Annotated in this window: 19 protein-coding genes, 2 tRNA genes and 3 rRNA genes (1 of these 24 only partly in view); 13 read left to right on the forward strand and 11 right to left on the reverse strand. The window is 69.3% G+C overall.

Features of this window, described 5'->3' with window-relative positions:
- The 5 genes from MYMAC_RS01750 to rrf all read left to right on the forward strand — a co-directional run.
- A 16S ribosomal RNA gene (locus MYMAC_RS01750) occupies nt 1–198 on the forward strand; it begins 1,340 nt to the left of the window's first position.
- A 211-nt stretch (nt 199–409) separates the two neighbouring features.
- Nucleotides 410–486, forward strand: a tRNA-Ile gene (locus MYMAC_RS01755).
- Nucleotides 487–558: 72 nt separating this feature from the next.
- Nucleotides 559–631: transfer RNA gene (locus tag MYMAC_RS01760), tRNA-Ala, on the forward strand.
- A gap of 271 nt (nt 632–902) precedes the next feature.
- Nucleotides 903–3,865 (forward strand): 23S ribosomal RNA (locus MYMAC_RS01765).
- Between the two features lie 161 nt (nt 3,866–4,026).
- A 5S ribosomal RNA gene (gene rrf / locus MYMAC_RS01770) occupies nt 4,027–4,143 on the forward strand.
- Together the 16S, 23S and 5S rRNA genes with 2 tRNA genes alongside form the textbook arrangement of a ribosomal RNA operon.
- Nucleotides 4,144–4,239: 96 nt before the next feature.
- Here the strand turns inward: rrf and MYMAC_RS37495 are convergent.
- The 3 genes from MYMAC_RS37495 to MYMAC_RS01785 form a co-directional block, all read right to left on the reverse strand.
- Nucleotides 4,240–4,410 (reverse strand): hypothetical protein, encoded by a 171-nt coding sequence (locus MYMAC_RS37495; RefSeq protein ID WP_013936496.1) that lies wholly within the window; start codon nt 4,408–4,410, stop codon nt 4,240–4,242.
- A gap of 436 nt (nt 4,411–4,846) precedes the next feature.
- Nucleotides 4,847–5,077 (reverse strand): AI-2E family transporter, encoded by a 231-nt coding sequence (locus MYMAC_RS37500; RefSeq protein WP_239989273.1) that lies wholly within the window; start codon nt 5,075–5,077, stop codon nt 4,847–4,849.
- 587 nt (nt 5,078–5,664) lie between these two features.
- Nucleotides 5,665–6,189 (reverse strand): phage tail protein, encoded by a 525-nt coding sequence (locus MYMAC_RS01785; protein ID WP_013936493.1) that lies wholly within the window; start codon nt 6,187–6,189, stop codon nt 5,665–5,667.
- 695 nt (nt 6,190–6,884) lie between these two features.
- On the opposite strand from MYMAC_RS01785, the gene MYMAC_RS01790 reads away from it, so the two are divergent.
- The gene (locus tag MYMAC_RS01790; protein ID WP_275663161.1) at nt 6,885–8,441 is read left to right on the forward strand and encodes a DUF7151 family protein; all 1,557 of its coding nucleotides are present in this window, start codon (nt 6,885–6,887) and stop codon (nt 8,439–8,441) included.
- A gap of 86 nt (nt 8,442–8,527) precedes the next feature.
- Here MYMAC_RS01790 and MYMAC_RS01795 read toward each other — a convergent pair whose 3' ends face one another.
- Nucleotides 8,528–9,052 (reverse strand): GNAT family N-acetyltransferase, encoded by a 525-nt coding sequence (locus MYMAC_RS01795; RefSeq protein ID WP_239989274.1) that lies wholly within the window; start codon nt 9,050–9,052, stop codon nt 8,528–8,530.
- A gap of 149 nt (nt 9,053–9,201) precedes the next feature.
- Here MYMAC_RS01795 and MYMAC_RS01800 point away from each other — a divergent pair, with 149 nt between their 5' ends.
- Both MYMAC_RS01800 and MYMAC_RS01805 read left to right on the forward strand, forming a co-directional pair.
- Entirely contained in the window at nt 9,202–9,720 is a 519-nt protein-coding gene (locus MYMAC_RS01800; RefSeq protein ID WP_013936489.1) for a hypothetical protein, read from the forward strand.
- Between the two features lie 409 nt (nt 9,721–10,129).
- Nucleotides 10,130–10,885 carry a DUF1338 domain-containing protein gene (locus MYMAC_RS01805; RefSeq protein ID WP_095956808.1) on the forward strand — a complete coding sequence of 252 codons (756 nt, stop codon included), beginning with the start codon at nt 10,130–10,132 and terminating at the stop codon, nt 10,883–10,885.
- Between the two features lie 8 nt (nt 10,886–10,893).
- On the opposite strand, the gene MYMAC_RS01810 is transcribed toward MYMAC_RS01805, so the two are convergent.
- The 3 genes from MYMAC_RS01810 to MYMAC_RS01820 are packed head-to-tail and all read right to left on the reverse strand — an operon-like array spanning nt 10,894 to nt 13,133.
- On the reverse strand, nt 10,894–11,484 hold the full coding sequence (locus MYMAC_RS01810; RefSeq protein WP_095956809.1) for a GNAT family N-acetyltransferase: 591 nt from the start codon (nt 11,482–11,484) through the stop codon (nt 10,894–10,896).
- 23 nt (nt 11,485–11,507) lie between these two features.
- Nucleotides 11,508–12,746 (reverse strand): OmpA family protein, encoded by a 1,239-nt coding sequence (locus MYMAC_RS01815; protein WP_095956810.1) that lies wholly within the window; start codon nt 12,744–12,746, stop codon nt 11,508–11,510.
- A 27-nt stretch (nt 12,747–12,773) separates the two neighbouring features.
- Nucleotides 12,774–13,133 carry a DUF4398 domain-containing protein gene (locus tag MYMAC_RS01820; protein ID WP_095956811.1) on the reverse strand — a complete coding sequence of 120 codons (360 nt, stop codon included), beginning with the start codon at nt 13,131–13,133 and terminating at the stop codon, nt 12,774–12,776.
- Between the two features lie 211 nt (nt 13,134–13,344).
- Here MYMAC_RS01820 and MYMAC_RS01825 point away from each other — a divergent pair, with 211 nt between their 5' ends.
- Entirely contained in the window at nt 13,345–14,229 is an 885-nt protein-coding gene (locus MYMAC_RS01825) for a 5'-3' exonuclease (protein ID WP_013936484.1), read from the forward strand.
- 6 nt (nt 14,230–14,235) lie between these two features.
- On the opposite strand, the gene MYMAC_RS01830 is transcribed toward MYMAC_RS01825, so the two are convergent.
- Nucleotides 14,236–16,281 (reverse strand): hybrid sensor histidine kinase/response regulator, encoded by a 2,046-nt coding sequence (locus tag MYMAC_RS01830; RefSeq protein WP_238539927.1) that lies wholly within the window; start codon nt 16,279–16,281, stop codon nt 14,236–14,238.
- A gap of 163 nt (nt 16,282–16,444) precedes the next feature.
- On the opposite strand from MYMAC_RS01830, the gene MYMAC_RS01835 reads away from it, so the two are divergent.
- The gene (locus MYMAC_RS01835) at nt 16,445–16,888 is read left to right on the forward strand and encodes a group II truncated hemoglobin (protein ID WP_013936482.1); all 444 of its coding nucleotides are present in this window, start codon (nt 16,445–16,447) and stop codon (nt 16,886–16,888) included.
- 83 nt (nt 16,889–16,971) lie between these two features.
- On the opposite strand, the gene MYMAC_RS01840 is transcribed toward MYMAC_RS01835, so the two are convergent.
- Nucleotides 16,972–17,907, reverse strand: coding sequence for an acyl-CoA desaturase (locus MYMAC_RS01840; protein ID WP_095956812.1), 936 nt, complete (start codon nt 17,905–17,907; stop codon nt 16,972–16,974).
- A 261-nt stretch (nt 17,908–18,168) separates the two neighbouring features.
- Here MYMAC_RS01840 and MYMAC_RS01845 point away from each other — a divergent pair, with 261 nt between their 5' ends.
- The gene (locus MYMAC_RS01845; RefSeq protein ID WP_013936480.1) at nt 18,169–18,714 is read left to right on the forward strand and encodes a hypothetical protein; all 546 of its coding nucleotides are present in this window, start codon (nt 18,169–18,171) and stop codon (nt 18,712–18,714) included.
- Nucleotides 18,715–18,748: 34 nt separating this feature from the next.
- Here MYMAC_RS01845 and MYMAC_RS01850 read toward each other — a convergent pair whose 3' ends face one another.
- Nucleotides 18,749–20,242: a sensor histidine kinase gene (locus tag MYMAC_RS01850; protein ID WP_095956813.1), complete on the reverse strand. Its 1,494-nt coding sequence runs from the start codon at nt 20,240–20,242 to the stop codon at nt 18,749–18,751.
- 278 nt (nt 20,243–20,520) lie between these two features.
- On the opposite strand from MYMAC_RS01850, the gene MYMAC_RS01855 reads away from it, so the two are divergent.
- Both MYMAC_RS01855 and MYMAC_RS01860 read left to right on the forward strand, forming a co-directional pair.
- Complete coding sequence (locus MYMAC_RS01855) at nt 20,521–22,482, forward strand: potassium transporter Kup (RefSeq protein ID WP_095956814.1); 1,962 nt, start codon at nt 20,521–20,523, stop codon at nt 22,480–22,482.
- A gap of 280 nt (nt 22,483–22,762) precedes the next feature.
- Nucleotides 22,763–23,776 carry a hypothetical protein gene (locus MYMAC_RS01860; RefSeq protein WP_095956815.1) on the forward strand — a complete coding sequence of 338 codons (1,014 nt, stop codon included), beginning with the start codon at nt 22,763–22,765 and terminating at the stop codon, nt 23,774–23,776.
- 6 nt (nt 23,777–23,782) lie between these two features.
- Here the strand turns inward: MYMAC_RS01860 and MYMAC_RS01865 are convergent, their stop codons facing one another.
- Nucleotides 23,783–24,364, reverse strand: a complete 582-nt coding sequence (locus MYMAC_RS01865; protein WP_204817331.1) for a TIGR02265 family protein — start codon at nt 24,362–24,364, stop codon at nt 23,783–23,785.
- Between the last annotated feature and the right edge of the window lie 8 nt (nt 24,365–24,372).

Raw genomic sequence — 24,372 nt, forward strand, 5'->3', positions numbered from 1 at the left:
GGCGGAATCGCTAGTAATCGCAGATCAGCACGCTGCGGTGAATACGTTCCCGGGCCTTGTACACACCGCCCGTCACACCATGGGAGTCGATTGCTCCAGAAGTCATCTCACCAAGAGGTGCCCAAGGAGTGGTCGGTAACTGGGGTGAAGTCGTAACAAGGTAGCCGTAGGGGAACCTGCGGCTGGATCACCTCCTTTCTAAGGAGACCGGGCATCGGACAGCACTTTCGAGTGCAGTAGGCGATGCCAGCGACTCTTCGAGTCGCGTCAGGTCAACCAGGTCAACGTTTCCGAGTAACAATCTAGCTGAAGGCTTCGGGCTTGCTGTTTGGTTTTGAAGGACTGAGTCAAGGACTCGGCTCTTTGAGAATGAAGGACGCTGTAGGGTTTGCCGACGCGGTAGCCCCCTGGGCCTATAGCTCAGCTGGCTAGAGCGCGCGCCTGATAAGCGCGAGGTCGGTGGTTCAAGTCCACCTAGGCCCACCATTTCCTCCTCAGCGGAGGAGGAAAGCGGTGACGCGCACCAGCATGGTAGAATGGCCGTGGGCAATTTTTCCCGGGGCTGTAGCTCAGCTGGGAGAGCGCCAGCTTTGCAAGCTGGATGTCGTCGGTTCGAACCCGATCAGCTCCACACAAGTTTCCCTGAAGCAATGAGGGAAGCGTTCTTTGACAAGTGCATACGAAGGGTAAGTTCAATTTCTGCTGAGAGAAGTTCTCGCAGAGGCCCTGACAAGTACCGAAACCGACGCCGTGAGGCGGAGGCGAGGGAAGCAGTCAGGTGCCCAATCAAGCGTAAGTAACAAAGAAGTCTTCCAGGCTTGCTGCGAAGAGCAGGAGTCTGGGCCTTGGTTTCGAGTTTCGACAATCCGCCGGGAGGCGGGCGTGAAACAAGAGATTAGGGCAAGTAAGCTACTAAGGGCGTGCGGTGGATGCCTAGGTGCCAAGAGGCGATGAAGGACGCGGGTGGCTGCGAAAAGCCCCGGGGAGCTGTCAACCGAGCGTTGATCCGGGGATGTCCGAATGGGGAAACCCAGCACTGCGAATAGCGGTGTTACCTTCCACTGAATACATAGGTGGAATGGAGCTAACCAGGGGAAGTGAAACATCTCAGTACCCTGAGGAAGAGAAAACAACGAGTGATTCCCAAAGTAGTGGCGAGCGAAATGGGAGCAGCCCAAACCGAAACCACGAAAGTGGCGTCGGGGTAGAGGGTCCACGGTAGGACTTTGACTTGCTAGCGGAAGCTTCTGGAAAGAGGCACCAAAGAGCGTGATAGTCGCGTACGCGAAAGCGGGTTGGAGCTGAGTGGGTTACCCAAGTAGGGCGGGACACGTGCAATCCTGCCTGAATCAGCCGGGACCATCCGGTAAGGCTAAATACTCCTTGGCGACCGATAGTGAACTAGTACCGCGAGGGAAAGGTGAAAAGAACCCCGGTAAGGGGAGTCCAAAGAACCTGAAACCGCATGTCTACAAGCAGTTCGAGCACTACGGGGCAACCCAGTGCGAGAGCGTACCTTTTGCATCATGATTCGGCGACTTAATATACGTAGCGAGGCTAAGCCGTTAGGTGGAGCCGGAGCGAAAGCGAGTCCGAACAGGGCGAATAGTTGCGTGTATTATAACCCGAAGCGGGGTGATCTACACATGGCCAGGTTGAAGTGCGGGTAACACCGCATGGAGGACCGAACCCGTGAAAGTTGAAAATTTCTGGGATGAGCTGTGTGTAGGGGTGAAAGGCCAATCAAACTCCGTGATAGCTGGTTCTCCCCGAAAGATATTTAGGTATCGGCTCGGGCAATTCAATGCCGGAGGTAGAGCACTGGAACGGCTAGGGGTCTCACCAGATTACCAAACCGTACCAAACTCCGAATGCCGGCAATTGTTATCCCGGGACGCAGTCAGTGGGTGATAACGTCCATTGGCAAGAGGGGAATAACCCAGACCGACAGCTAAGGCCCCCAAATCTAGTCTAAGTGAACACTAGAAAGGATGTGGCAGGTCATTGACAACCAGGAGGTTGGCTTAGAAGCAGCCATCCTTTAAAGAAAGCGTAATAGCTCACTGGTCAAGACAGGCCGCGCCGAAAATGTAACGGGGCTCAAGACTAGTGCCGAAGCTTCGGGCCATACGTAAAGCGTGTGGCGGTAGGGGAGCGTCCCAGTTGCAGCGAAGGTCGACTGAAAAGGCGGCTGGAGCGACTGGGAGTGCTGATGCCGAAATGAGTAGCGATAAAGGGGGTGAGAAACCCCCTCGCCGTAAGCCCAAGGTTTCCTGGGTCAAGTTAATCTTCCCAGGGTTAGTCGGAACCTAAGCCGAGGCCGAAAGGCGTAGGTGATGGAAAGCGGGTTAATATTCCTGCACCATCTTGTGAGCGTTGAACTAAGGGAGGACGGAGAAAGCTAGGCGAGCTGGCCGGTGGTTGTGCCAGTCTAAAGGTGTAGGGGTGTCGCGTACGAATAAAGGCGCGGCAGTCATCCCCGAGACTCCATGGCGCCCCGTCAGGGGTAAGTCGCTGATGCTCTGCTTCCAAGAAAAGTCCCGTAGGGAGCTTACAGGGTGTCCGTACCGTAAACCGACACAGGTGGGCGAGGAGAAAATCCTAAGGCGCTTGAGAGAACTCTCCTCCAAGGAACTAGGCAAATTTCCACCGTAACTTCGGAAGAAGGTGGGCCTCTGGTAGGTGTAGGCGTACAGCCGAAGCCGAGAGAGGTTGCAGAGAAATGGCGGTAGCGACTGTTTACCAAAAACACAGGACTCTGCGAAGGCGACAAGCCGACGTATAGGGTCTGACTCCTGCCCGGTGCTGGAAGGTTAAGGGGATTCGTCAGCCGCAAGGTGAAGCGATGATCCGAAGCCCCAGTAAACGGCGGCCGTAACTATAACGGTCCTAAGGTAGCGAAATTCCTTGTCGGGTAAGTTCCGACCTGCACGAATGGAGTAACGACTTCCGCGCTGTCTCGGAGAGGGACTCAGCGAAATTGAAATAGCTGTGCCGATGCAGTTTACCCGCAGCAAGACGGAAAGACCCCGTGAACCTTTACTATAACTTGACAGTGACACTAGGGATTGACTGTGTAGGATAGGTGGGAGCCTTTGAAGCCGGGCCGCTAGGTTCGGTGGAGGCAACGGTGAAATACCACCCTGTTGATTTCTGGTGTCTAACCATGTCCCGTCAGCCGGGATTGGGACACTGTCTGGTGGGTAGTTTGACTGGGGCGGTCGCCTCCCAAAAAGTAACGGAGGCGCGCGATGGTTCCCTCAGCCCGATTGGAAACCGGGCGTCGAGTGCAATGGCATAAGGGAGCTTGACTGCGAGACGGACACGTCGAGCAGGTGCGAAAGCAGGTCATAGTGATCCGGTGGTCCTGAATGGAAGGGCCATCGCTCAACGGATAAAAGGTACTCCGGGGATAACAGGCTTATCTCCCCCAAGAGTTCACATCGACGGGGAGGTTTGGCACCTCGATGTCGGCTCATCGCATCCTGGGGCTGGAGCAGGTCCCAAGGGTTTGGCTGTTCGCCAATTAAAGCGGTACGCGAGCTGGGTTCAAAACGTCGTGAGACAGTTTGGTCCCTATCTGCTGTGGGCGTAGGATACTTGAGAGGCTCTGACCTTAGTACGAGAGGACCGGGTTGGAGGCACCGCTGGTGTACCAGTTGTCTCGCCAGAGGCATCGCTGGGTAGCCATGTGCCGATTGGATAACCGCTGAAAGCATCTAAGCGGGAAACCGACCTCAAGACCAGGTATCCCGGGCGCAAGCCCCTGAAGACCCGTCGAAGACTACGACGTTGATAGGCCGGGTGTGTAAGCGTGGTAACACGTTCAGCTAACCGGTACTAATTGGTCGTGAGGCTTACTTTCCCCATTCTCTTGCATGCCCCCTCGTGGGGAGTAAGGGACTCGGGGCCAAGGCCGAGGCTCGAGTGCTTCATGCACTCGCCTGGAAGACTGAAATACGCACAGCGAGACATTCGCTCAGCAATGAATTGAAACTTACCCTTTGTATGCACTGTCGCTTGTTTTCCGGTGGCTATGTCGGAGGGGTCCCACCCGTTCCCATCCCGAACACGGAAGTTAAGCCCTCCAGAGCCGATGGTACTTCGCGGGAAACCGCGCGGGAGAGTAGGTCGCTGCCGGATTCTTTTTGGAAAGCCCCCGGTGTCCCTCGTGGACACCGGGGGCTTTCGTATTTGGGGCCCCGTGCAGACTCCGGGGGCTGCTGGCACCAGGCGGCTTCAGCGCCGGGCCCGCAGCCGGCGCACGGCGCCCACGGCCAGCAGCGCCGCCACCGTGGCCAGCACCAGCACGTGCTCGGCCCGCGTCGCCCCTTTCGCCACTGCGTCCACGCTGTGCGAGAAGGCGTAGCCCAACCCCACCACCACCGGCGCGCTGAGGCAGAGCGCCACCCCGTCCCACAGCAGGAAGTGGCGCAGTGCAGCGCGGCCATGATGAAGACGGCGCCGCGGAGTACCGAGAGAAAGCGCCCGACGAAGACACAGCGCCCGCCATGGCGCGAGTAGAGCCGGTTGAGCTTCTCCTGGCGCTCAAGTGGCAGCAGCTTCCTCATCCGCGGGTGCTCGTACAGCGCGGGGCCCAGCTTTCGGGCGGTGAGGAAGAGGGCAGTGTCTCCGCAGAGCACGCCCGCCATCGGCACGGCCAACGCCAGGGCCAGGGGGAGGACGTCCCGCTGCGCGAGGATGCCCAGCGAGAGCAGCACCAGATCCTCGGGAATGGGCGCTCCCAGTCCGCCCGCCACCAGCGCGGCGAAGAGCAACGCTGCTGAGCCATGGGTCAGCAGCCACGGGAGTGGACCTGCGGCCATCACCTTCTCCCTTCAGGGCTTCATGCCGGGCCCGCTGGCGGGCCGGACGCGCCGCGCTCCTGCCGGAACTGGAGGACTTCCCGGGGGATGATGGGGATGGTGGCGGCCACGGGCACCGCGACTACCGCGCCGACAATGCCCGCCAGCTCCGCGCAGAACAGCACCGCCAGGAGGATGCGCGGCGGATGGACGTGCACCTTTCGCCGGAAGATGAGCGGCGCCAGGACGTCGCGCTCGGGCTGTCCGTCCATTAGGAAGTAGACGCGGGTGATTGCCGCGTCTCAGGTCCCCTTGGTGGCCCATGTCAGCAGGGGGATGGCGCCTCCCGCGATGAGCGGTCCGACGTAGGGGACCAGGCTGGAGCGTGGCGACGACCACCAGCAGCGCGGTCACCACCAGGGTAATGGCTGGCAGCCAGGGCGGCTTGAGGCGCTCCAGCGATACGGCGCCATGCTCCAGCGCCAGGATGAGGGTGATGCCCGTCCGCCAGGATGAGGGTGATGCCCGTCTGGGTAGGCGCCACCCGCGTCTTGACCACCAGGGGACGAGCGCGACCACGGAAGCACAGACGGTGAACACCGCCTTCGGTGTGACCTGGGAGCCTTGTCTTCCGCCGTCGCGCTCCGTCACCGCCGCCCCCGCTCGAGCCCCGCGCCGCTCTTTCCCCCGACGTGCCCACCATTCCTGGGACGGGCGACCCTCCCTGTCGTTCAGGGGCGATGCGGACCCGGGCCGCGGTGCGATGAGGGCGGCGCGCGTTGGCGCTGGGCCGTGGCAGGGAGCGCCTCGCACGCCGGAACGGGAGCGAGGCGCCGCGCCCTCACAGGCTCACGGTGTTTCAGTTCCGCGACGGATAGATGCCTTCCAGGGCGATGATGAAGTTGATGCAGAGGAAGGGAGACATGTTGTTGTGCGGCTGGCTGCCGCCGGCGACACCGATGGCCGCGGGGTTCATCGTCCCGTCAATGGGCGCGGCCCGGTAGTTGAGCACGGTCGCCGTGGAGTCCGCCGCGAGCACTGTCCCCACCGGGGTCTCCGTATCGCCCTGCTGGCTGCTCACGTTCAAGGAGTGGGTGTGCGCGGGCATCTGGTTCGCAATCAGCGTCACGGTTTCAGTGCCGCCCTGCTCTCCCAGGGTGCGCGGCGACAGGCCCGGGCCTTGTCCCGGCTGCATGGGATACCGGCCTCGCAGGTCCGGCAGCGCGAACGTCGTCTGCCCGTTGCCGCCATACGTGGTGCCGAGGATGGAGAAGAGCGCCGTGTTCTGGGCGATGGAGAGAATTTGCCCCTGGCAGAAAGCCCAGCCTCGCGGAGGGAAGTTGCCTGCGAACATCATGACCTGACCGATGAAGGGCTCTGACACGTGCGTCTACCTTTCGAGAAGAGGAGCTGCATGACAACGCGTGCTGCGCTTCCTCCCAGAGCAAAGGTCCGGCCAGCGCTGAATCCGCGCGTGTTTCATGTGTGTGTGACAGCGGCATGCAGTGAAACGTGAGGCGCGGTGGCTCCGTGGCTCGCTGTGTCAGGCGTGTTCATGCGTCCGTTCCAGACGCGAATGCGTCCCGCCCCGACGCCGCGGATCCGCGTGCCGGTGAAACGCGGATGCGTCCATCTCAGACGCCAGGGCAGTGTCTCGTGGGTTGCGCTCCAGGAGAGAATCTGCCCGGTTACCGCCGAACCTCAGGGGTCGCGCCCGGTCTGCTTGCCGTGGCGTGGGGTTTGCTCAGAGGGCCGCGGCATGTCGTTTCACGACGAGGAGACCGGCCGATGACGCAAGAGAACTGGCGACGACCGCTGTATCAGAAGTGGTTTCAGGCGCTGCCGCTGACGGCGCTGCTGGTGCTGTCAGCATGTGATGAGGGCACGCCGGGACCACAGGGGCCGCAAGGGCCCGCCGGTCCCGCTGGGGCTCAGGGCCCTCAAGGTGAGACAGGCCCGGAAGGACCCGCTGGCCCTCAGGGGGAGCCGGGCGCCGTGGGGCCTCAAGGTCCTCAGGGCGAGCAGGGACCCGCTGGCCCCCCTGGCGGACCCGAAGGGCCGATTGGCCTGACGGCGTTGGTGCGGACGGCCTCGGAGTCGGCCGGTGAGAACTGCGCCCAGGGGGGCGTGGTGGTGGAGACCGGCGTCGACGTCAACCGGAACGGGGAGCTCGAGGAGGCGGAGGTGGATGCCTCGCTCACCCGCTACGTGTGCAACGGCGAGCTGGGGCCCGTGGGGCCTACGGGGCCGCAAGGTCCGGTGGGGCCGCAGGGGCTTCGTGGTGAGCAGGGCGTCCCCGGGCCGGTCGGCCCGCAGGGGGAGCAGGGCCTCCAGGGTGAGCTGGGGCCGGTGGGACCCGCGGGCGCGGTGGGTCCCGCGGGCCCGACGGGGCAGCAAGGCCCCACGGGGGAGCAGGGGCCGGTGGGCCCGGCGGGAGCCACGGGGCCCCAGGGGGAGGTCGGCCTGGGCACGGTGATGCGGACCACGCTGGAGCCTGCGTCTGGCAACTGCGCCACCGGCGGCGTGCGGCTGGAGACCGGCGTCGACACCAACCGCAATGGGACGCTGGATGCGGGCGAGGAGGACCTCTCCCTCACGCGCTTCGTGTGCAACGGCCCTCAGGGCCCGCAAGGGGCGGTGGGGCCCGCGGGCGCGACGGGTCCTGCTGGCGCGACGGGACCCGCTGGTCCGAGCGGGCCGCAGGGACCGACAGGGCCGCAGGGGGCCACGGGCTCGCTGGGGGCCTACGGTGACGGGTCCGCTGGAGCCTTCAACGTTCCCATGGGCAACACCATCGATCTGACCACGGTGTCTGGCTACAACTCGCTGGCCGGCCGGCAGCACCTGCAGTTCACCAACGTCACCATCAGCGGCACGCTGATTGTCCCCAGCGGCACGGTCATCCGGGCGACGGGAGACGTCACCGTCAGCGGAACCCTCATCGTGGACACCAGCGCCGAGGACAACGGCACCGGGCCCGCGGAGGCGGGCGTGGCGCGTTCCGCCGCGGGTGAGCCGCAGGGGGGGCGCGGGCTGCTCCCGCTTCAGGCCGCGCAGCTCCTTCGTCCAGGTGGCCTGGGCGGTGGCTCGGGTGCCAAGCAGAGCGGAGTGAACTTTGGCAAGGGCGGCGGCTCCCTCGTCATCCTCGCGCAGGGCGCGCTCCGGGTTCCTCCCGGTGGTGCCATCAATGCCAACGGTGAGAGCGGAGGAACCGCCGGCAACCTGCCTGGCTCGGGTGGTGGCGCGGGCGGTGTCGTCGTCCTCGTGGGCAAGGGCTCCATCACCGTGGGCGGCTTCGTCCGCGCGGTGGGCGGCAACGGCGGCGCGGGCAACAACGCGGGCGGCGCGGGCAAGGGCGGTGGTGGCGGCGGTAGCGGCGGCATCGTCCACCTCCTCTCCTCCACCACGCCCAACGTGACGGGTGGCATCCTCGTGTCCGCGGGGGCCGGGGGCGCCACCGCGAATCCTACGGGCGCCAGCCAGGCCATTGCCGCGGGTGGCGGTGGTGGCGCGTGCGGCGGAAACGGCGGCTCGGGCGGCGGCGGGACGCTGTCCGCGCCTCAACTGCCCGAAGCGGGGGCCGTCGGCTATGACCTGCGGACCATCACGCCCACGCCGGAGAACGTGTTCCTGTAGGCCACGGCGGTTTGGGGGGATGCGACGGCTCGCGGGCAATCAGCTCGCGGGCCGTTCGTGTTTCCAGCGCATGGTTCCGCTGTGCTTCAGCCCTGGCGTGGCGCGGGTGTCCACGTCATGGAGACGTAAGGGGCGGCGGCCTCCTCGGGAGGCGCGGCGTCCACCTGGAAGCCCAGGCGTTCGTACAGCCTGCGCGCGGGGTTGGTTCGCAGCACCCGCAGCCGCAGGGGGACACCCGCCTTCGCGGCTTCATCCCGGACCTGGGTCAGCAGCCGGGTGCCCACGCCGCCGCCCTGGTGCTCGGGCAGCAGGGCGATGTCCACCACCCGCCACTCCGCCGCGTCCTTCGCGAGGAGCAGCCTGCCCACGGGCTGGCCCTGGAGGCACACCACCTGGTGGTCGGCGCGGGGATGGCGCGCCGCCCAGTCATGGGACTGCGCCATCCATTGCATCCGCAGGAAGGCATCGCGCTGTGCGGGCGCCCAGCCCCAGGCGGCGAGCTCTGCCTGCCGGGTGCTGGCGTACAGCGCGAAGAGGAAGGGTTCGTCCGAGGCCGTCGCGGCGCGCAGGTCAATGGACACGGTGCCAGGCAGCATGGCTCGCCGGGCCATGACGCGTCCATCAGCGGACGCCGCGGCGCCGCGCCGTCATCCGCCCAACGGCGGATGCAAGCAGCCGTAAATCCGGACGTCCTGGCAATCGTGGTTGGACGTCAGACCCGGATGAGATTTTCGGGAGCAGTTCCCGAAGGAGCCACACCATGAAGAAGACGCGAGACGAGGCGCTGGACCTTCAGGCCACCCTGGAGGTGGAGGCGCGGTGGCGCGGCCTCGCCGCCCAATTGCTGGAGCTGGGGGACGACGCGATGGACGCGCAGCTCCTGGTGGCCTTTCGCGCCGCGCGTGCGGAGGGCGTGGTCCCGCCCGACGCTGGCTTCTTCCTGGTGGCCCACATCCTCACCATCATGGCGGACGAGGCGATTGGCGAGGAGCCGCGCGTGTGCCGCCTGGCGCTGGAGCTGGAGCTGATGGAGCGCGAGTACGGCGTGGCGCAGGGCGCCTGGCTCAGCGGCGAGGAGACTCCACCCGAGGACTGGGAGGCCCTGCGCGCCGCGTACGAGGCCGCGTGCGACGAGGCCCGCGCCACCTTCTTCACCGCGTATGGCGAGGAGGAGATGGCCCGGCTCTACCTGGATGATCGCCTCTGCTTCCACCGCCGCTTCGAGAGCGGGCGGCGCTTCTTCCACGGCCTGCCCATGCTCCCCGAACATCTGCACTGACTCTCAGTTCTCAATTTCTCTCATTCAAATGATGTGAGCCGCCATTCACACATCTCCGGTGGAATGTTGCGGCCACAGGCTTTGGATTAGCAGGGCTTCAAGGTAGCTCAACACAGCATGGGTGGGGCCGCTTGTGGTGTGCTGGCATTTTCCGTCGGCACACCCTATTTCGGCGCTCGCTTCCGGGTGGCGGGTGGAGTGGCGGGGAAGAAGTCAATGCATACCATCGGTGTGAAGACTCGAAACTCCAAGGCGAGTCTTCAGCAGCTTCGCTGCTCGGCGGCGCGCGTCTCTGGTTGAAGTCCCCTCCAAGGACCCGGAGAGGCGCGCCGCCGCTCTTTTTTCCGCCGGACGGTGGCAGGGCCGCCGAGGCGGCCTTCGGCGGGTGGCGGCGCTAGATTCGCGCGCCATGACGACCGACTCCGCCCACCGCCTCCTGGACCTGCTGTGGGAGCGCTACGCCTCGGAGGTGCCCTACGCGCGCACCTTCGTGCAGCTCTCCGGAGGCAGCTTCCGCAACGACCATGTCGCGCTCCGCTCGCTGGCCCGGCCCGGCGGCGGCATCGCGCGCTTCTCCCAACCCTTCATCCGGCTCGGCTGGAAGGCCGCGGGCGCGTACACCTTTCCGGATGCGCACCTGTCCGCCATCTATTTGTCACATCCGGCGGGCCTGCCCCGGGTCTTCATCTCCGAGCTGAAGCAGGAGGAGCTGTCCGCGCGCGCCCGGGAGCTGCTCGCCACGCTCCCCGAGGACCGGCCGCCTCCGGACGACGTGGAGGCGCTGGCCGCGTGGTTCGCTCCGCCGCCGCCGCCGGATGAGGCCGCGCTGCTGGAGCTGGAGCGGGAGTCCCAGTACGGCGCCTGGCTGCTCGCCTTCGGCCGCAAGGTGAACCACTTCACCGGCTCGGTGGACGACGTGGAGGCCTGGCAACGGCGCATGCGCGAGGCCGGTGTCCCGATGAAGGCCGACATCGAGGGCGCGCCCGGCACGTCGCTGCGGCAGACGGCCACCCAGGCCGCGCCGCTCCCGGTGGCGCTCAAGGGCGGCGCTACCCGCTCCTGGCCCTACGCCTACTTCGAGATTGCCCAGCGCACGCCGGACTTCGACGGCTTCCTCGGCCCCCAGGCGCGAGCGCTCTTCGACATGACGAAGCGGGGCGAGTAGCCCGCGCGTCATTCACGGTGGCCCGGGGCAAGCAGCGCGTTGAGGACGTGGTCGCGCCACTGGCCGTCGATGAGCAGGAGCCCCCGCGCGAGGCCCTCCACCTGGAAGCCGAGCCGCTCGAGCACCGCGGCGCTGCGCTGGTTCTCCGGCAGGTGGTTGGCCTGGAGGCGGTGCAGGCCCATGACGGTGAAGGCGTAGTCACACAGCGCGCGCAAGGCCTCCGTCATCAGGCCCTGGCCTTCGTAGCGGTGGTCCAGGCCATAACCCAGGTCCGCGGACTGAAACGGCCCCCGGCGGATGTGGGTGAGCGACACGTTGCCGATGATGGGCGCCAGCGAGAGGGGCTGGCCCCGAGGCAGCAGGAACACGCGCAGCGACAGGTCCCGCCGGAAGTCCTCGCGGTCCTGCGCGAGCCGCGTGCGCCAGTACGTCACCGAGAAGAAGTTGGCCGGCCGCTCGGGCGATACCGCCGAGACGTGGTCCCGGTTCGCCTCGTGGTACGCGAGCACCCGCCACGCCGCATCCGGTGGCGGTTGCACCAGATGCAGGCGCTCGGTGGTCAGCAGGCTGGGGACGGCGTCTGGGCCCATGGCGGGCATTCAACCCCGGGGTCCGTTGGATTTCAGCGCGGAGGCCGCGCGTCCTCCGGCCTGGGGGCCTCGAGGCCGCTGCCGCCCACGGCCTCCTCGCCCCGCGGGAGGATGATTTCCACGCGCCGGTTGTTGGCCCGGCCCTCCGGGGTGGAGTTGTTGGCGACGGGCCGGTACTCGCCCAGGCCGCGCACCTCGATGCGGTCGCGGCTCACGCCCTGGCTGATGAGGAACTCACGCACGCGCTCCGCGCGCCGGTAGGACAGCGCCTCGTTCATCGCGTCCGTGCCCAGGGAGTCCGTGTGGCCCTCGATGAGCATGGGGCTGTCGGTCTCCTTCAGCGCGGAGGCCACCTCCGTCAGTTGTTCGCGCGCCGCTGGCAGCAGGTCCACCGCGTTGGACGCGAACAACACCTGCCCCGACAGCGTCAGCACCAGGCCCCGTGACTCCTCGCGCACCTTCACGTCCTGGGTGGTGGATTCCAGGCGCGTCAGGGCCTCCGTCGCGCGCTGTTCCGCGTCGAGCCTCGCCTGCCGTTCGCGCTCCAGCGCCTGCTCCGCCATGCGGCGCGCCTCCTGCTCCGCCTCGAGCTCCGCCGTGCGCTGGAGCAGCTCGTGGTTCTCCTGGGCCAGGCGCTGGGACTCGGCCTCGGCGTGCATGCGTCGCTGCTCCTCTTGCTGGAGCCGCGTGGTCTTCTCCGCCAGGCGACGGGCCTCGGCCTCCTGCGCCTGGGCCACCTGCCTCAGTTGCTCCGCGGCCTGCTGGCGCCGCTGCGCTTCCAGCCGCATGCGCTCGGCTTCCCGCTGCTGCGTCACCGCGAGGCTGCGGGCCTGCTGCTGTTGCTGGAGGGCTTGCAGCCGCTCACGCTCGGCCTGGGCGAGCTGCTGGCGGGCCGCGTCCAGCTCCGCCTGGGAGCGCTGCCACCGCCGCGCCTGGGCCTGCTGGAGCGCGGCCTGGGCTTCGGCCTGGCGCCGCGCCGCCAGCTCCGCGGTGCCGCGGGCCCCCGCCGTCTCCGCCTTGCGCAGCGCCACGTAGGACAGCGAGCGGGTGCGAGGGGAGTCCTGGCTTCGGTCGTACTCCCGCTCCGCCTCCAGCAGCGCGTCCCGGGCCGCCGCGATGTCGCGGGGACGCTCACGGCCCTGGGGGCTGGTGGAGACCTCCTGGTACGCCGCGCGCGCGTCGAGGAGCTCCTGTGGTGGCGGGGCATGTGCGCACCCGACGGCGGCCAGGGCCGTGACGCCAGCGAGGGCCTTCCATCCACGCTTCAGCATGTCGCTCTCTCCTCTCAGGTTGTCGGCTCAGGGCAGGCCGCGGCGCAGGGACTCCGCCTGGGCGGCCGTGCGTCGCGACTCGCGCTCCAGCGGGACGGCCCGGGCCAGCGCGAGCGCCAGCTCCGCGTCCGCTTCCGCCTGCATGAAGCGCAGCTCCGCGGCCTCCGCTTCACCTTCCACCCACAGCCGCTCCGCGTCCGCGATTTGCTGCCGCGCGAACTCCAGGTGGACAGCCGCTTCCGGCACCCGGCCGGCGCCCGCGCCTTCCGCCGCGCGCAGCGACGCCTCGGCCTGCACGCGGTGTTCGTTCGTCGCGGGGAGCACCTGCCGTCCGGCGCAGCCCACCATCGTCAACCCCAGCAGCACCGCCGCGAGCTTCAGGCGCATGGTCTCCACCTCCGCCACATCACATGAGGACGCGGACGCGCCCAGACGTAGAGGTGGGGCCGCGGTGACAGGCCGGCAATTCAACCGTGGCAGGGCCGGCCGAAGAGCGGGCGGGCAGCCGCGCGGGCGCTGCGCCTCCGGATGGGGACTTCCCTTCACGGGCGCGCCTGGGCGCTGGCCGGCGTGCGCCGCCAAGGGTAGAGAGGGCGGCATGCGCCTGCACCTGGTCGACGGCACCTATGAGCTGTACCGCGCCCACTTCTCGCCCCGGCCGGGGCATGCCGCGCCGGATGGGCAGGACGTGAAGGCCACGGTGGGGCTGATGTCCTCGCTGCTCGCGCTGCTCCACGACGCGGACGAGGCGGTGACGCACGTGGCGGTGGCGTTCGACAACCCCATCCGCTCGTTCCGCAACGCGCTGTTCGACGGCTACAAGAGCGACGAGGGCGTCCCGCCCGAGCTGCACGCGCAGTTCGACCTGGCGGAGGAGGCCGTGCGCGCGCTGGGCGTCACCGCGTGGTCCATGAAGGAGCAGGAGGCGGACGACGCGCTGGCCACCGCCGCGGCCCGCTGGGCGGACACGGTGGAGCAGGTGCGGCTGCTCACCCCCGACAAGGACCTGGGCCAGTGCGTGCGCGGCAGCCGCGTGGTGCAGGTGGACCGGCGGCAGGAGAAGGTGCTCGACGAGGACGCGGTGCGCGCGAAGCTGGGCGTGCCACCCGCGAGCGTGCCGGACCTGCTGGCGCTGATGGGCGACGCGGCGGACGGCATCCCCGGCCTGCCGGGCTTCGGGGAGAAGGGCGCGTCCTCGCTGCTGAGCGCGCATGGCCACCTGGAGGACATCCCCGCGGAGGCGTCCGAGTGGAAGGTGCGTCCCCGGGGCGCGGAGAAGCTGGCCGCGACGCTGCGCGAGCACCGCGACGCGGCGCTGCTCTACCGGCGGCTGGCCACGTTGGTGACGGACGCGCCGCTGCCGGGGACGTCCTCCCTGGAGGACCTGGCGTGGAAGGGCGTGCCGGCCGCCGCCTATGAGGCCTTCTGCGACCGGCTGGGCCTGACGACGCTCAAGCGCCGCCCCAAGCGCTGGGCGCCCTGAGCCGCGCTACCCCGCGGCCTCGTCTCCATGGGGGCGCACCGGCAGCGACGTGGGCGCGTGGCGGGGCAGCCGCACGGTGAAGGTGGTGCCCTCCTCCTCCGACGAGCGCGCCTCCACCGTGCCGCCGTGGGCCAGGACGATGCTGCGCACGATGTAGAGCCCCAGGCCGATGCTGCGCCGGCCCTGGTCCTCCGGGCGCACCGTGGCGCGCTCCAGCGGCTCGAAGATGCGCGACTGGCGCTCTGGCGGAATCGCCGGGCCCAGGTTGTGGACCTCCAGCACGACGCCGTCGTCATCGCCCCGGGACGTCACCCGCACCGGCGTGCCGGACGGGCTGTACTGCAAGGCATTGCCCACCAGGTTGCCAATGAGCTGCGCCAGCCGGTCCGGGTCCCAGGTCCCCGCGCCGTCGCCGCTGAAGGCCGTCTCCAGGTGCCTGTCGGGCCAGCCGGCGTGCACCTCGTCCATCGCGGCGCGCACCACCTCGTGCAGGTCCATGGGCTGCGGATACACCGGCAGGCCCGTGCCCTGCCGCGCGCGGGTGAAGTCCAGCAGGTCGCGAATCATCCGCGTCGCGCGGTCCGCGGAGTTGCGGATGCGCTGCGCCTGCCGCTCCTGCCGCTCATCCAGCGGGCCGCGCTGCAACATCATGGACACCGCCAGGGTGATGGCCCCCAGCGGGTTGCGCAGGTCGTGACTGACGATGCCGATGAGCTGCCGCTCGAAGTCCGCGCGAGCCTTCATCTGCTGCGCCAGCTCCGACTCCTTGCGCCGCGCCAGGACGGAGTCCGTGACTTCCACCGCGAAGAGGATGACGGCCGCCAGGCGTCCACCGGCGTCCAGCATCGGCTGGTACATGAAGTCGAAGTAGCTCTCCTCGGGGAGGCGCACGGGCAGCTCCCGGGCGCTGAAGGGCTCGCCGGTGGCGAAGACGGTGTCCAGCAGCTCCAGGACGTTCTGGCCTTCCAGCTCCGGCAGGGCCTCGCGGAGCGTGTGCCCCACCAGTTGCCGCTGGCCGAAGCGCTGCCGCAGCCGCGCGTTGGCCACCACGCAGCGCTGGTCCGGCGCGCTCAGCACGCCGAGCAGCGCGGGCACCTGCTCGAAGAGCGTGGCCAGCATGGCGCGCTGCCGGTCCGACTCCTCGCGGGCGCTGCGCTCCAGCTCCAGGAGCCGGGCGCGGGCGGCCTCGGCCTGCTGGCGCTCGGTGATGTCCTGCATCGCGCCCACCACCTGCGTGGCCCGGTCCTGCGCGTCGCGGATGATGTGGCAGCGGTCCGACACATGGGCCCAGGTGCCGTCGCCCCGCTGGAAGCGGTAGGTGTCCTGCCACTCGTGCTCGGTGCCGTCGAGCGTGGCTTGGAGCCCGGCGACGACGCGCGCGCGGTCCTCCGGGTGCAGGCGCTCCTCCCACCAGCGGTGCTCGTCCTGGATGGTGCCGGGGGCGTAGCCGAACACCTCCTGCAGGCCGTTCGTCCAGTCCCTGAGGCCGGTGCGCGGGTCCCACTCCCACACCGCGTCCCGCGTGGCGCGCGCCGCCAGCCGGAAGCGCAGCTCGCTGCGCCAGGCGCGCTCCTCGGCGGCCTGGACCTCCGTCAGGGTGCCTTCCAGCCGCCGGCGCCGCGCGCGCTCCTCCTCCAGCGTCTTGCGCCGGGTGCGCTCCCACTGCGCCAGCGTCTGGACCCGCGCGGCGAGCTCCACCGGGCGGAAGGGCTTGAAGACGTAGTCATTGGCCCCCGCGGACAGGCCCTCCACCACGTCCTCCGCGCGCGTGTTGCCGGTGATGAGCAGCACGGGCAGGTGCTCCGTGGCGGGGTTGCCTCGCACGAAGCGGCAGACCTCCAGGCCCGACATGCCGGGCAGGTGCCAGTCCAGGACGAGGACCTCGGGTGGGGGCCCCTGGGTGAGGGACTCCAGCAGGGAGGCGCCGTCCAGATACCCGGTGACCCGGCAGTGGGGCTCCAGCGCGCGGCACATGGCCTGGGTCTCAACAGGGCTGTCGTCGAGTACCCAGACCACGGGAGGCGACGGTGCGACGCGGGGGGGAATGGGCACGGGTGGCCGTGGCTCTAGCAACCGCCTCTCGTCCAGGTCAAATCTTCCAGGGCAGGCAGACCACGCATCGCCTGCCTCTCTGTCCGCCGCCCATCACCTCGGCGAACGAGGGCGGATGTCGAGTCCCCATGAAGCCGGGCGCTTCCGGCGGTAGAAGGAAGTCATGTCCGTACAGCAACTGAACCTGCCCACCGAAGACGACTGGGTGCCCAGCGCGAATGACCTGCCGTTCCATCGGCTGGGCGGCACCGAGGCGGCCATGGCCCTGTCCGAGGCCTTCTACGACGCCATGGATGCTCACGAGCCCGAGCTGGCGCGCCTGCACGAGCTGGACGCCGAGGGGAAGGTGAACCGCGGCACGCGCGAGCGCTTTGGCCTGTTCCTCGCCGGATGGCTGGGGGGCCCGCAGGACTACACGGAACGTCATGGCCATCCGCGACTGCGGATGCGGCACGGCCACCTGCCCGTGGGCGTCGCCATGCGGGATGCCTGGCTGCGCTCCATGCAGCGGGCCATGGACGCGCGGGGCATCCGCGGCGGTCTGCGCCGCTTCCTGGACCAGCGCTTCGCCCAGGTGGCGGACTTCCTGCGCAACGTCGAGGAGTGAGGCCCGCCGCGGGGCGCCACGCCTCGTTGCTGGGCGGGGCGCTGGCCGTGTGGCGCCAGGCCCCGCGGCATGACGCGGGGCGCTCAGGTGCGGCCCCAGGCGCGTTTCAGGCACAGGGCGCCGGTGCTCGGGGCGTCACGGGGCTCCGGGACACGCACCCGGGTGTCCGGGCGCAGCGGCAGGTGGGCCAGCGTCTTCACGTCGTGCACCAGCCGCAGCGCGGCCAGCGCGCGCACCGCCCACCAGCCCGGGTCGGGTTGCCGCCAGCCGCGCCCCATCTGCGCCGAGGCCGGGTAGGCGTGGTGGGTGTTGTGCCACGCCTCGCCCATGCTCAGCAGCGCCAGCCAGCCGGCGTTGCGCCCCTGTTCGGCGCGGCCCGGCAGCTCGTAGGGCTGGTCGCCCTCCACATGGCTCACGTAGTGGACGCACCAGAAGCCGTCCTGGGTGAGCGCCAGCCGCACCAGGACGCCCCAGGCCACCCAGCTCGCGCCGCCCAGGGCATACAGGACCAGGGCGAGCGGGAGCTGGAGCCACAGGCCCGCGCGCTCCAGCCTCCGGAAGCACGCGTCCTCCTCGAGGTGCGGGGCCGCGGGCGCGGCGCCGTCGCGCGGGTGCCAGGTGTGGAAGAGGGCGTAGGCCATGGCGCGCGCGAAGCCCTCGCGGTAGCCGAAGTAGGGCGGGCAGTCCGCCTCCGGCTGGTTCTGGTGGAAGTCGCGCAGGTCATGCATCCGGCTCATGCCCAGGGGCCCGCCCAGGCCCGCCAGCGTGCCGAGCAGCGCCAGCGCGTGCTCCACGGGCGCCGGGGCGCGGAAGGCCCGGTGGATGAGCCCCCGGTGCAGGCCCACCGACACGCCCAGGCACATCGTCACCGCCGTCAGCCCGGCGAACACCGCCACCGCGCTCCACGAGAAGAAGCAGGCGCCTCCCACCAGCGCCCCCGCGTGCAGGAGGCCCCAGCGCAGCACCCTGCCTCCGTCCAGCGTCGCCGTCCCCCACCGCGTGCTGCCCGTGTCCGTCATGGCCCGCTCCTTTCGGGAGGGGGGCCATCGCAAGGGGCCTGCCACCGCGGGAGGGGCCTGATTCCGCGGGGTTGCGCATGGGGGCTGGGGCCAGGTGTCAACGCCGTTCACGGCGCGCGCCCACGGCGTGGACGGCGGCGGGGGGGCCACGGGTGCGAGAGCAATTCCAGGGGGTTGCTTCAGGGCGAGTGACGGGCCGGTATCCCGTGGCCACTGTGTCGTTATTCAGCCGGGGATGAAACCGTACGAGGAGGTCTCCACATGAAGCGCATGCTGATGCCGCTCCGCCGGAGCGTGGTGGTGCTGGGGGTGGTGCTGGGGGCGGGCGTGGCGATGGCCGCGCCGAAGCAGGACGCCATCAACCTGAAGATTGCCTTCCAGTCGTTCAACCTGGAGATGACGCCGGAGGCGGTGACGGGCGCGGACTTCCAGGTGGCGCGCTCGCCCGGGGCGCTGACGGGCCGTGGGCTGAAGGGCAACTTCACCCTGGCCCTGAAGGACGGGCGGGTGGAGGGCGCGGTGGGGGGCGCGCCGGTGAACCTGACGGTGACGAAGGAAGGCGACGCCATCGTGGCCAAGGGCGGCTTTGGCGGACGCCCCGTCAACCTGAAGCTGAGCCCCAGCGAGCTCACCCTCTACGTGCGCGACTGCACCTACCGGCTGAAGGCGGAGCAGTCGAACCGCTTCTACACGGGGCGGCGGAGCTGCGACCGGGCCATGACGCCCGGTTCGGAAATCTGGCTGCCGGATGAGTTCCTCGCGGCGAGCCCCGAGGAGAAGGCCGCCATCCTGTTCCTCGCGCTGTGAGGGGCGCTCGCGCGCGGGCGGGGCTCGGGCGTCCTCACCCGCGCGTCTTCGGCAGGACGACGGTGAAGGTGGAGCCCACGCCGGGGCTGCTGCTCGCGGAGACGTGGCCGCCCATGGCCTCCACCACCTCCCGGACAATCCACAGGCCCAAGCCGACGCCGCCGTAGTCCCGGTCCGACACGGCGCGCTCGAAGCGGTGGAAGAGGCGGGGCAGGTGCTCCGGCGCGATGCCGATGCCCGCGTCCCGCACGTCCAGGCGCACCTGGGCGTCCGTGCTGGACAGCGCCACCTCGACGGGGTTGCCCCGGCCGTACTTCACCGCGTTGGACACCAGGTTGGTGAGTACCTGGTCCAGGCGCAGCCGGTCCCAGTGGCCATGGGCGTCCGTGGGCAGCGTCAACGTCAGGTGGGCGCCCGTGCCCGCGAACTCCAGCTCCAGCCGCTCCGCCACCTCGCGCACCAGGGCGCTCAAGTCCACGGGCTCCGGGGTCAGGGCCAGCCGTCCCGCGTGGATGCGGGACACGTCCAGCAGCGCGTCGATGAGCTTCGCCTGCCGCTTCACCTGCCGGCCCACCAGGTCCAGGCCCCGGTGCAGCCGCTCGCGGAGGAGCGCCTCCGGGGCGCGCTCCAGCGCGGCGCGCAGGCTCTGCACCTGGAGTCGCAGCGCGCTGATGGGGGACTTCAGCTCATGACTGGCGATGGCCAGCACCTCGTCGCGCGCGCGGAGGGCCTGCCGCGCTTCGTGATACAGGCGCGCGTTGTCCAGGGCGAGCGACGCCCGGCGGGTCAGCTCGCGCGCCAGCGCCAGCTCCCGGAGCGTGTAGGCCCTTTCCGAGGTGCTGAGGACGAGCGCGCCCGTCCTCGCCAGCGGTACGCACAGCCAGGACGGCGGCCCCGCGTGCAGCGCCGGCTCGCCGGTGGCGATGACGCGCGACACCGTGGCTTCATCCGGCGACACCGTGGCTCCATCCGGGAGGGCGGCCGCTTCGGTGGTGGCGGGGGACCGCGCCTCCACGCCCGCCGACGCCACGCGCCGCGGCTGGCCCGGGACGTCCTCGCGGAACACGCGACAGGACTCGGCATGGGCGGGCACGGCGAGGCGCACCAGGTGCTCCAGCGTCGCGTCCGGGTCCAGGCTGGACGCGAGTCCGTCGCTGGCGTCCAGCAGGCGTTGCCGGGCGGCCTCGTCCCGGCGCCGCTCGGTGAGGTCCACCAGCAGCGCCAGGTGCTGGGCGGGGCCGGTGGAGGAGGGCATGGGCGCCGTCCACAGCTCCACCTGGACGGGGGTGCCGTCGCGCCGGTGGAGCTCCAGCTCCAGGCTGGAAGGGGCCAGTCCCCGCGCGGCCTGCTCCTGGTGGTGGAGGAAGGTCTCCCAGCGGGCGCCGGTGGCCCAGGGCGCGCGGTGGCCGAGCACGTCGTCCTGGCGCCAGCCGAAGAGCCGCTCGGCGGCGGGGTTCCACAGCCGCACCGTGCCATCCAGGTCCAACAGGTGGATGGCCACCGGGGAGACCCGGAGGAGGGCTTCCATCGCCGCAGGCCCCCGTGCTTCGGACCGCCGGGCCTCTGATTGACCGAGTGCCGCCACCATCATCAAGTCCCCCTCACCCATCGGTCCTGCATGGGCGCATGGCTGTACCGGAGCGGGGCGCGTCTGTGCGGACCGGGTCCTCCCGCGGCGCGGCTGGCGAACATCCCCATCCTGGGAGTGTTCGTTCTGGACGCACGCTCCGCCCTGGAGCCCCGTGGCCCCAAGGAGGGGAGGCGCCAGGCGCACAGGTGATTACTTCCTGGCCGACACGGTGGCGGTTGCTCTGGGCCCGGGTTCAGCTAAAGCGCGGCTCCGTGAAAGCGACCACCACCGGAGTGCCGGGCGGCGAAGAAGTCAAAGAGGGCCCGGACACCTTCAAGCGCTCCGCGCTGCTGGCCCTCGGGGCCCTGGGCATCGTCTACGGCGACATCGGAACGAGCCCGCTGTACGCGCTGCGCGAGTGCTTCTCGGGGCCGCACGGGATTCCGCCGACGCCCGCGAACGTGCTGGGGGTGCTGTCGCTCATCTTCTGGTCGCTCCTCATCATCGTGTCGGTGAAGTACCTGCTGTTGGTGGTGAGGGCGGACAACCGCGGCGAAGGCGGCATCCTGGCGATGATGGCGCTGGTGATGCAGCGGCAGCGAGCGCAGCCGTCGCACCGCTCCCGCCCGGTGCTCATCACGCTGGGCATCTTCGGCGCGGCGCTCCTCTATGGAGATGGCGTCATCACCCCGGCCATCACCGTGCTCAGCGCGGTGGAGGGCCTGCACGTGGCCACGGACGTCTTCGACCCCTACGTCATCCCCATTACCCTGGTCATCCTGGTGGGGCTCTTCCTGGTGCAGCGGCACGGCACCGCGGACATCGGCGCGGTGTTCGGGCCCGTCATGTGCGTCTGGTTCCTCACGCTGGCGGGGCTGGGCGTGAAGGAGTTGGTGCACAACCCGGCGGTGCTGGGCGCGCTGTCGCCCTGGCACGCGGTGGAGCTGTTCCGTCACAACCACCTGCACGGCTTCCTGGTGCTGGGCGGCGTGTTCCTGGTGGTGACGGGCTGTGAGGCGCTCTACGCGGACATGGGCCACTTCGGCCGCAAGCCCATCCAGCTCGCGTGGTTCTCCATGGTGCTGCCAGCGCTGATGCTCAACTACCTGGGGCAGGGGGCGCTGCTGCTGCGCGACGCGAGCGCCGCGCGCAACCCCTTCTTCCTGCTGGCGCCCTCCTGGATGCTGTACCCGCTGGTGGCGCTGGCCGCGGTGGCGGGCGTCATCGCGTCGCAGGCGCTCATCGCCGGCGTGTTCTCCCTGACGCGCCAGGCGATGCAGCTCGGCTACAGCCCGCGCATGGAGGTGGTGCACACCTCGGCGGAGGAGATGGGGCAGATCTACCTGCCCGGCCTGAACTGGGCGCTGCTGGTGGGCGTGGTGGCGCTGGTGCTGGGCTTCCGCTCCTCCAGCGCGCTGGCGTCGGCGTACGGCATCGCGGTGTCCACGGCCATGGTCATCACCACCCTGATGGCCTACGTGGTGGCCCGCGAGCTGTGGGGCGTGCGGCGCTGGGTGGCCATCCCCGTGGTGGGGCTGTTCCTGGTGGTGGAGCTGGCCTTCTTCGGCGCCAACGCGGTGAAGGTGGCCGACGGCGGCTGGTTCCCGCTGCTGATGGCCATGGTCGTCTTCACGCTGATGACGACGTGGAAGCGGGGGCGCGACATCCTGGCGGCCAAGCTGCGCGCGTCCAGCATCCCGCTGAAGCAGCTCCTGGACAGCTTCGGAGACCACCCGCCGGTGCGGGTGCCGGGCACGGCCATCTTCATGACGGGCAACGCGGAGGGCACCCCGCCCGCGCTCCTCCACAACCTCAAGCACAACAAGGTGCTGCACGAGCAGGTGGTGCTGCTGACCATCCTCTCCGAGGAGCTGCCGCACGTGCCGCCCGCCGAGCGCGTGGAGGTGGAGCCGCTGGAGCAGGGCTTCGTGCGCGTGGTGGCGCGCTACGGCTTCATGGAGAACCCGGGCATCCCCGACGTGCTGAAGCGCTGCCGCGAGAAGGGGCTCCAGTTCCAGCTCATGGGCACCAGCTTCTTCCTGGGGCGGGAGACGCTGATTCCCACCAGGCGCCCGGGCATGGCCGTGTGGCGCGAGTCGCTCTTCGCCTGGATGAGCCGCAACGCCCGCAGCGCCACCTCGTACTTCCGCATCCCCCCCAACCGGGTGGTGGAGCTGGGCGCGCAGGTGGAGTTGTAGCGTCGTGAACGCCTGAGCCAGGGCGGGTGGGATTCACCCCATCTCTTCCCTTGACTCTTCGCGTCGAATGGCGATGCTGTGTCCCGGCCTGCGCTTCCCTGCCACATCTGCGTCCAGATTTACCCTCGGGACGTAAAATTACGGCAGGAAGCAACAAATCAGACCGTGAGCCGAAAATCATTTTCGTTCGACGGAATCAGTCCTCCGCGGACGGAACGAAGCTCGGTACTCCGCCAATCGGTGTCCCCCGACACCCCTCGTCCGAAACCAGGTCAGTCCCATGCTCGACACCACGCCCGCGTCCGCGAACTCCGCTGTTGCCCCTGCTTCCGCCTGGGTGCCGCCGGAGCAGCCGTTGCGGACGCTGTCGGGCCTGGCGCCGCACACGCTGCTGACGCACGCGGACCTCTACCCGCGCATCTGCGTGCGCGACCCGTACTACGCCCTCAAGGACGTGACGGTGATGGGGGAGGGCGAGGTGGTGGCGCGCATCCCGGTGCAGCAGGACCCGGACGCGGAGGCGGGCCCCATTGGCCTGGGCGAGGCGGGGCGGCACCTGGCCATCCTGGGCTCCTGCGCGTCCGCGCTGATGTCGTCCAAGGACGGCCAGCACTTCTACCTGGCGTGCGGCGCGCGCGGGCAGTGGCTGCGCCCGGAGCCGATGGCGCGCGCCACGGACCTGCTGTGGGGCCTGGCGAAGGCGGAGTTCACCGGCCGCCGCACGGCCACCGCGCGCACGCTGCTGTCGCTGCCGGACGGCACGCCGTTCTTCCGCCTGGAGGTGGACTACAACGTGCTGTCCGCCGCCGCCTTCACGCGCCTGTTCGGCGAGGCCCGGGTGGACATGCGCCGCGAGCCGCGCCGCGACGACGGCGTGCAGCGCACCCCCGAGGAGTGGGCCCGGCTGCGGCAGAACCCGTACAGCAAGCCGCTGGCGCTGCGCGACTGGCGCCCGGATGGTGAGAGCCTGTCCGCCACGCTGGGGCCGGTGACGGCGGAGATGTGCAAGGGCCACTTCGCGCTGCACCCGGTGATGCCGGTGGCGGTGGTGGCCAGCGGCATGACGCGCGTGGCCACCACGCTGCTGCGCCGGCTGGAGGGCGCGCCCTGGGCCCGCTGCGTGGCGAAGGACGTGCGCCTGAAGGCGGACACCCTGGCCTACGCGGGGCAGACGGTGACGTTCGGCGCCGTCCGCGGCGCGCGCGACGGTGACGCGCACACGTTCACCTGCCAGGCCTCGGTGGGCGAGCGCGTCGTGGCCGAGCTGGACGTCACCTACACCCGCGTGGACTGAGCGCCGTCAGCGCCACTGGATGTCGTAGTCCGCGCTGTCGATGCCCCGCCGCGTCGCGCGCGCGGTGCCGCTGCGGCCCAGCACCTTCAGCGCGCCGGTGAGGATGCCCTCATGGTAGGCGGGCGGCAGCATGTCCCGGCGCATGTGCAGGGTGCCGGAGGTGGGGCTGGTGGGCACGTAGTCCCGGCTGCCGTAGCTGACGGCCGCGCTGTAGCCCATCTGCGCGCCCGCGAAGAGCTTCTGCGGGTCGCCCCGGGAGATGATGCCGAAGATGAGCATCCCCGGCCCGGTGGAGAAGCGCGCCACGTCCTTCTCACCGCAGGCGTGGAAGACGGTGTCCTCGGGGCCCAGCGCGGACTCCAGCGCGTCCGCCGCGCGGTAGAGCAGCGTCAGGAAGTCCCGCGCCGGGTACGTGAGCAGGTCCGAGTACGCCGCGCCCAGCGCCCCGTCGCGCACCGCCTCCGGCGCCGCCAGGCCCGCGTGCTGCTGGATGAGGCCGAGCACCGACTTGAAGAACAGTCCGCGCACCGAGTCACCGGACCGCACGGCGGCGAGCCGGGCCGCGAGCTCCGCCTTGTTGGACGGCATGGCGCGCC

Origin of the sequence: Corallococcus macrosporus DSM 14697, from assembly GCF_002305895.1 — a bacterium.
GTDB classification, from domain to species: Bacteria; Myxococcota; Myxococcia; order Myxococcales; family Myxococcaceae; genus Myxococcus; species Myxococcus macrosporus.